Here is a 3852-nt window from a genome sequence, read left to right as displayed (position 1 = left end):
TAGAGGAAACGATGGAACTGCCGGATTGCGGACAGCCGGCGTGCCGCTGAAGAGGCCTTCAGCCCCCGCGCCGCCAGATCGACGAGCCAGCCGCGGATATCCTCCGCACAGGCGTCCGCCGGCGCCCTGCCGCCGAGGAAGCCGAGATAATCCTCGATATCGCGCTCATAGGCTTCGAGCGTATTGCGGGCCGCACCGCGCTCGGCTGCCAGCATGTCGAGGAATGCGTTCAGTCGCTGGCGCGACAGGCGGCTCATTTCGGCTGCAGTTTCGAAGGCGGCACGATCTCGATCATCTCGCGCTGCACCGGCTGGACGAAGGTCACGAGCGCGATCATCCCACCGAAAACCAGACCGGCGATGATCGCGACGAAGGCGAGGAAACGGAATAACGTCGGCACTTCTGGCGGACTCTCGCAATCGCGCGATCTCGGGCCGAGCCACTATCCGCGATGCCGCTTGCCTCGCGCAAGGGCAGGCAGGCAACAGCCCCGTGCAAAGCGCGGCCAAAAACCATGACGAAGGCATGACGCGGCCGGCAAGCGCATGCTACAGCGCTGCGAAGGAAACTATATTTGATGACCGCCGCCGCAACCATCGTCGCTCCGGAAACGGCCGATCTCCGCACCGCCCTCGGCGGGCGCGCCATCGTGCTCGTCGGCATGATGGGCTCCGGCAAGAGCTCGGTGGGACGCCGCCTCGCCGGCCGGCTCGGCCTGCCCTTCGTCGATGCCGACACCGAGATCGAAACGGCAGCCGGCATGACCATCCCGGAGATTTTCGCCCAGCGCGGCGAGGCCGAGTTCCGCGACGGCGAGCGCCGGGTGATCAGCCGCATCCTGACGACGAGGGCGCCGCTCGTCCTTGCCACCGGCGGCGGCGCCTTCATGAATTCCGAGACGCGGCAGCGGGTGAAGGAACTCGGCATCTCCGTCTGGCTCAAGGCCGAGCCGGACGTGCTGATGCGCCGCGTCCGCAAGCGCTCGAACCGCCCGCTGCTCCAGACGGCCGATCCCGAGGCGACCCTGCGCCGGATGCTCGCCGAGCGCGAGCCCGTCTACGCCCTCGCCGATCTGACGATCCAGTCGAGCGACGAGCCTCACGAAATCGTGGTCGGCGACACCATTGCCGCATTGGGCGGCTATCTGGGTCTGGTGGCCGGAGAAGACACGCCATGAACGCCAATCTGAGCGAGAAGGCCGGCGCGCGGATCATCGTCCCCGTCGCGCTCGAGGGCCGCGCCTACGACATCCATATCGGCCGCCACCAGCTCTGCGAAGCCGCCGCGCTGATCGCGGCCTTCGCGCCTGGCGCCAAGGCCGCCCTCGTCACCGATACCAGCGTCGCCGGCCTGCATGGCGCCGCCTTCGAGGCCTGCCTGCATCAGGAAGGCATCACCGCGACCCGGATCACCATCCCGCCGGGTGAGGGCTCGAAATCCTATGCCCAGTTCATCGCGCTCTGTGACGCGCTGCTCTCGGCCAAGATCGAGCGCAACGACCTGGTCATCGCCTTCGGCGGCGGCGTCGTCGGCGATCTCACCGGCTTCGCGGCGGCGGTGCTCAGGCGCGGCGTGCGCTTCGTGCAGGTGCCGACCACGCTGCTCGCCCAGGTCGATTCCTCGGTCGGCGGCAAGACCGGGATCAACTCGCCGCACGGCAAGAACCTGATCGGAGCCTTCCACCAACCGGCACTGGTCATCGCCGACACCGCCCTGCTCGACACGCTGAGCGAGCGCGAGTTCAAGGCCGGCTATGCCGAGGTGGTGAAGTACGGGCTGATCGACAATCCCGATTTCTTCGACTGGTGCGAGTCCAACTGGAGCCGCGTCATCGCCGGCGGCCCGGAGCGGGACCATGCCGTCGCCGTCTCCTGCCGCGCCAAGGCGGCGATCGTTGCGCGCGACGAACGCGAGGAAGGCGATCGCGCCCTGCTCAATCTCGGCCACACCTTCGCCCATGCGCTGGAGCGGCTGACCCATTACGACTCCAGCCGGCTCGTTCACGGCGAGGCCGTCGCCATCGGCCTGGCGCTGGCCTTCCGCTTCTCGCAGCGGCTCGGTCTCTGCTCCGGGCAGGATGCCATCCGCGTATCACGCCATCTCGACCATGTCGGCCTTCCGAGCCGCCTGCAGCAGGTTCCCGGCGGCGCCGGCAGCGCCGATCAGATCGTCGAGGCGATGACACAGGACAAGAAGGTCAAGCGCGGCGTGCTGACCTTCATCCTCGCCCGCGGCATCGGCAAGAGCTTCATCGCGCCGGGCGTCGCGGCCGACGAGGTGCATGGCTTCATCGAGGCCGAGCTCGCGGCCTGACCTGGCTCAGGCGAGACCGACCTTGGCGAGGAAGTCCGCCGCGCGATAGCCCGGTTCCACGCCCTTCACGAGCATCGTCACGCCACGCGAATTCTCGGTCCGCAGTGGCAGGATCTCGCGATAGCCCGGCGACTGGTACCAGGCGCGCGCCCGCTCCATGTCGGGAAAGGCGATGATGACGAGATCGCCCGGCCACGGCCCCTCGACGATCTCGGGCGTCGCGCCATGGATCAGGAACTGACCCTGGTAGGGTGTGAGTGTCGCGTCGATGCGCTTGATGTAGTCGATGATCTCGACGCCGAGGCGGACATCCTGAAGATGGGCGATGGCATAGGCGGTCATGGTTCTCTCCGTGGCCGGCGCGTCGCAAGCCGGCTGTCGGGAAGGACCATGGCGCGCGGGATGGCGCGGGTCGATTACCTCGCGGGTTATCGCGCGCCGATCAGGGGCTGAACACCAGCACGAGGAAGACGAAGAACACGGCCAGATGGACCGCCCCTTCCAGCATGGTGGTGCGCGTACCGGTGAAGGTGAGCGTCGAGAGCAGGAGCGTCATCGCGGCGATCACCATATTGGTCGCCGACAGGCCGAGCACGACCGGCTGACCGGTGAAGACGCCGATCAGCAGCACGGCCGGCACCGTCATGCCCAAGGTCGAGGTCGCCGCGCCCAGGCAGAGATTGATCGCGCGCTGGAGCTGGTTGGCGGTGATCGCCCGGAGCGCCGCGATGCATTCCGGCGTGAACACCACCATGGCGATCAGGATGCCGCCCAGCGCCGCCGGAGCGCCCAGCTGGGCGATGCCGAAGTCGAGGACCTTCGCCAGGCTCTTCGAGAGGATGACGATCGGCAGGATATTGGCGAGCAGAAGCCCGATGCGCAGCAGGATCTCGTTGCCCGACGAAGCGGCATGCTCTTCCTGCGCGGCTGCTGCGGCGGCGCCGGGCTTGGCATCCTCCGGCTCCGGCTCGCGGAAGAACATGCTGTGCCGGCCGGTCTGGAGAGCGAGGAAAGCGCCGTAAAGCGCGACGGTGAAGACCGAGAAGGCGATGGCCTGGAAGGTGGTCAGCGTGCCGTCCGGCGTCGATGTCGTGAAGTTCGGCAGGAAAAGCGGGATCACCGTCAGTGGGATGATCACCGCCAGATAGGCGGAGGCGCCCTTGAGATTGTAGCGCTGCGAGAAATGCCTGAGGCCGCCGATCAGCAGGCCGATGCCGACGACGCCGTTCAGCACGATCATCAGCACCGCGAACATCGTGTCGCGGCCGAGTGTCGGTGCCCCCTTGGCGCCGAGCATGACGGCGCCGACCAGCGCCACCTCGATGATCACGATCGAAAGGGTCAGAATCAGCGTGCCATAGGGCTCGCCAAGCTTCTCTGCGAGATCCTCGGCTTCGTGCACCACGCCGAACGACGACCAGATCACGATGCTGAGCAGCCAGAGGAAGACGAACAGTGACGGCAGCGGCGCGCCGAGCAGGCCGAGCAACGTGTCGCCGAACAGCAGAAAGGCGGCAACCGAAGCCCAGGCACAGGCAA

Annotated in this window: 6 protein-coding genes; 2 read left to right on the top strand and 4 right to left on the bottom strand. The window is 67.2% G+C overall.

Annotation, left to right across the window (positions count from 1 at the left end; all coding sequences use genetic code 11):
- The coding region (locus ACIPIA_RS11910) for a site-specific integrase (protein WP_400509738.1) at positions 1 to 257 on the bottom strand (257 nt) is incomplete at its 3' end.
- The gene (locus ACIPIA_RS11905) at positions 254 to 400 is read right to left on the bottom strand and encodes a histidine kinase (RefSeq protein WP_400509736.1); all 147 of its coding nucleotides are present in this window, start codon (positions 398 to 400) and stop codon (positions 254 to 256) included. The genes ACIPIA_RS11905 and ACIPIA_RS11910, both read right to left, overlap by 4 nt.
- A 174-nt stretch (positions 401 to 574) precedes the next feature.
- On the opposite strand from ACIPIA_RS11905, the gene ACIPIA_RS11900 reads away from it, so the two are divergent.
- Together ACIPIA_RS11900 and aroB are read left to right on the top strand one after the other, a co-directional pair.
- On the top strand, positions 575 to 1177 hold the full coding sequence (locus ACIPIA_RS11900) for a shikimate kinase (RefSeq protein WP_400509734.1): 603 nt from the start codon (positions 575 to 577) through the stop codon (positions 1175 to 1177).
- Complete coding sequence (gene aroB / locus ACIPIA_RS11895; RefSeq protein ID WP_400509733.1) at positions 1174 to 2313, top strand: 3-dehydroquinate synthase; 1140 nt, start codon at positions 1174 to 1176, stop codon at positions 2311 to 2313. Before ACIPIA_RS11900 ends, aroB begins: the two co-directional genes overlap by 4 nt.
- A 6-nt stretch (positions 2314 to 2319) precedes the next feature.
- On the opposite strand, the gene ACIPIA_RS11890 is transcribed toward aroB, so the two are convergent.
- Both ACIPIA_RS11890 and ACIPIA_RS11885 read right to left on the bottom strand, forming a co-directional pair.
- The gene (locus tag ACIPIA_RS11890; RefSeq protein ID WP_400509731.1) at positions 2320 to 2655 is read right to left on the bottom strand and encodes a DUF1330 domain-containing protein; all 336 of its coding nucleotides are present in this window, start codon (positions 2653 to 2655) and stop codon (positions 2320 to 2322) included.
- A 100-nt stretch (positions 2656 to 2755) separates the two neighbouring features.
- Positions 2756 to 3852, bottom strand: a 1097-nt coding sequence (locus ACIPIA_RS11885; protein WP_400509729.1) for a calcium:cation antiporter, incomplete at its 5' end; no start/stop codon positions are given.

Source organism: Allobosea sp. CER48 (assembly GCF_044752385.1).
In the GTDB taxonomy this organism is placed as follows: domain Bacteria; phylum Pseudomonadota; class Alphaproteobacteria; order Rhizobiales; family Beijerinckiaceae; genus Allobosea.
Note: the sequence above shows the minus strand (reverse complement) of the source record. Positions and strands in the feature narration are given on the sequence as shown.

Bases quoted from the DNA above. Each gene is read 5' to 3' on its own strand.
- ACIPIA_RS11890 (WP_400509731.1), bottom strand. From the start codon at position 2,655: ATGACCGCCTATGCCATCGCCCATCTTCAGGATGTCCGCCTCGGCGTC.
- aroB (WP_400509733.1), top strand. From the start codon at position 1,174: ATGAACGCCAATCTGAGCGAGAAGGCCGGCGCGCGGATCATCGTCCCC.